At 31.6% G+C, this 3,102-nt stretch carries 2 protein-coding genes; both read left to right on the top strand.

Going from position 1 to position 3,102, the window contains the following annotated elements:
* Window positions 1-241: 241 nt before the first annotated feature.
* Entirely contained in the window at window positions 242-1,150 is a 909-nt protein-coding gene (locus tag ACM55H_RS17860; RefSeq protein WP_416837803.1) for a PorP/SprF family type IX secretion system membrane protein, read from the top strand.
* Window positions 1,151-1,161: 11 nt separating this feature from the next.
* The gene (locus ACM55H_RS17865; RefSeq protein ID WP_416837804.1) at window positions 1,162-3,102 is read left to right on the top strand and encodes an OmpA family protein; all 1,941 of its coding nucleotides are present in this window, start codon (window positions 1,162-1,164) and stop codon (window positions 3,100-3,102) included.

Genomic DNA, 3,102 nt, shown 5'->3' on the forward strand with positions numbered 1-3,102 from the left:
ACCGGAACCTACTTTTATATCTTGAACTATACCTCTATTGATGGTAATGGAAAATCTGTAACCAATAAAAAAGACGGGTATTTATATATAGTAAATAATTAAATTTAATACCTGAGGGCATTTTGTCCTCAGGTATAATTAATACAAATTGCCCTTTTTCTTGAATAACAAACCTTAAATAATTTTATCAAAACAATCAAAAATAAATTTGATAGATAATTTAAAATAATAAGTATCTACTATGAAAACAAAAATATTTTCTTTCGCTTTGATCTTTACAGCCTTTGTAAGTTTTGCGCAACAAGATGCTCAATTTACTCAATACATGTACAACACCATCAATATTAATCCTGCCTATGCAGGGTCCAGAGGTGCATTAAGTATTTTTGCGCTACATCGTACACAATGGGTAGGACTTGATGGTGCTCCAGTTACTAATGCAGTATCTGTCAATACTCCCTTAAATGAAAGCAATTTAGGTTTAGGAGTATCCATTATAAATGACAGAATTGGTCCTACAACTGAGAATACGATTTCAACTGATTTATCATATACTATTCCTACTTCAGAAACTTTTAAACTTTCATTTGGAATCAAAGCAACAGCTAATTTTTTTAATTTGGATGTCAACCGATTAAATCCTGTTGACAATGACCCCAGTATACATGATTTCAATAATAAATTCACCCCAAATATTGGTGCAGGTGTTTATTTACATTCAGACAAGGCTTATGTAGGGTTTTCAATACCTAATTTCATAGAAAGCAATCGGTATGATGATAATGAAGTAGCTATTTTTAAAGAGAAAATTAATTATTACTTAATTGCAGGTTATGTATTTGATATGAATGATTACATAAAATTCAAACCCGCATTATTAACAAAAGTTGTGGGAGGTGCTCCACTTCAAGTTGATGTATCAGGAAATTTCATGTTCAATAACAAGTTTGTAGTGGGAGTAGCTTATAGATGGAGTGCCGCAATAAGTGCCATGGCTGGATTTCAGGTTTCGGATGGAATGTATATAGGCTATGGTTATGACCATGAAACAACCAATTTAAAACATTATAATTCCGGGTCACATGAGATATTCTTGCGATATGAATTATTTAAAAATAATAACAAAATTACAACTCCAAGATTCTTCTAAAAATAATTATTATGAAAAATAAGATACTCCTATACATAACAATAATAAGTATTTTTTCTTTTAATACTTATTCTCAAAAAGCAAAATTGGCTACAGCTGATAAAAAATATGACAACTATGCCTATGTAGATGCTATAAAAACCTATGAGAGGGTGGCTGAAAAAGGGTATAAATCAACTGATTTGTTTAAAAAATTGGGAAATGCCTATTACTTCAATGCCGAGTTGGATAAAGCAGCTAAATGGTATGGTGAATTATTTGCTATGAATACCAATGATTTAGAACCTGAATATTACTATCGTTATGCGCAATCTTTGAGATCTATTGGCCAAAATGACAAAGCCAATGAAATGCTGGAATTATTCAATCAAAAATTAGGGAACGACAATAGAGGGAAACTTTTCAAGCAAAACACCAATTATTTAGAAGCCATTAAAGCTAATTCTGGAAGATATCAAGTAGAAGATGCAGGTATCAATTCAAAATATTCTGATTACGGAACTACAATATATTTAAACAAAATAATATTTGCTTCAGCTAGAGATACTGGAAGTTTAGGACAAAGAAAACATACTTGGACTAACCAGCATTTTACTAATTTATATTCTGCTGATTTAGGTGATAACATGATTCCAGGTATACCTAAAAAGTTTGGTGCAACTATAAATTCAAAGTTCCATGAATCTACTCCTGTATTTACTAATGATGGTAAAACCATGTATTTTACACGAAATAACTATCTTGATGGAAAAAAAGGTAAAGATGGAAATAAAATTACTTTAATAAAAATATACAAAGCCAGTTTAGAAAATGATAAATGGACTAATGTAACTGAACTGCCTTTTGACAGTAATAATTACAGTACGGCACATCCAGCATTAAGCCCTGATGGGAAAACATTATATTTTGCTTCAGATATGCCGGGAACATTAGGACAGTCTGATTTATTCAAGGTGAAAATAAATGACGATGGGACTTTTGGAACACCAGAAAATTTAGGAAATAAAATCAATACTGAAGGAAGAGAAACGTTCCCTTTTGTAAATGATGAAAATGAAATTTATTTTGCCTCAGACGGGCATCCCGGTCTTGGTGGATTGGATGTTTTTGTATCCAAAATAAATACTGACGGAAGTTTCGGTGAGGTGCAAAATGTAGGAGAAAATGTTAATTCGCCTAAAGATGATTTTGCTTATTTAATAGATACAAAATCAAGAAGGGGGTTTTTTAGCTCCAATAGAGATGGTGGACAAGGGTACGATGATATTTATAAATTCTTAGAAACCAAAAGACTTACTTGTGAGCAGCTTTTATATGGTGAAATTACTGATTTAACTACAGCAGAACTGCTTTCAGATGCAAAAGTTACCTTATACGACAGTCAATTTAATTTGGTGAGCACCACTACTTCTGATGCAAAAGGTAATTATTCTTTTACTGTTGAATGTGGAAAAACCTATAATGTAAGAGCTGAAAAACCAGAATATACCACCAAAGAGCAAAAAATTACTATTGCGAATGATAAAGGAAAAACATACTTACCAATTGCATTAGAAAAAGCAAAGTGTAAAGTTACCATTGGTGATGATTTAGGTAAATGCTTTGGCATAAAAATGATTTATTTCGATTTAGATAAATCTAATATTAGAACTGAAGCTGCTTTGGATTTAGAAAAAATATTAGATGTTTTAAATCAAAATCCAACTATGAAACTTGATATACGCTCCCATACAGATAGCAGACAAACATTCAAATACAATGAAGCTTTATCTGATAGAAGAGCTAAGTCTACTATAAACTGGTTAATCAAAAATGGTGTTGATTCAAGCAGATTAACAGGAAAAGGATATGGAGAAACACAACTCGTAAATAAATGTGCCGATGGGGTAAAATGTACGGAGGAAGAACATCAACTGAACAGACGAAGTGAATTTATTATTACGGCGCTGTAA

The sequence above is a fragment of the Flavobacterium cryoconiti genome, assembly GCF_048158645.1.
GTDB classification, from domain to species: Bacteria; Bacteroidota; Bacteroidia; order Flavobacteriales; family Flavobacteriaceae; genus Flavobacterium; species Flavobacterium cryoconiti.

What these genes read in the sequence shown, in the direction of transcription:
- ACM55H_RS17860 (WP_416837803.1), top strand. Translation starts at nt 242, where the DNA reads ATGAAAACAAAAATATTTTCTTTCGCTTTGATCTTTACAGCCTTTGTA.
- ACM55H_RS17865 (WP_416837804.1), top strand. Translation starts at nt 1,162, where the DNA reads ATGAAAAATAAGATACTCCTATACATAACAATAATAAGTATTTTTTCT.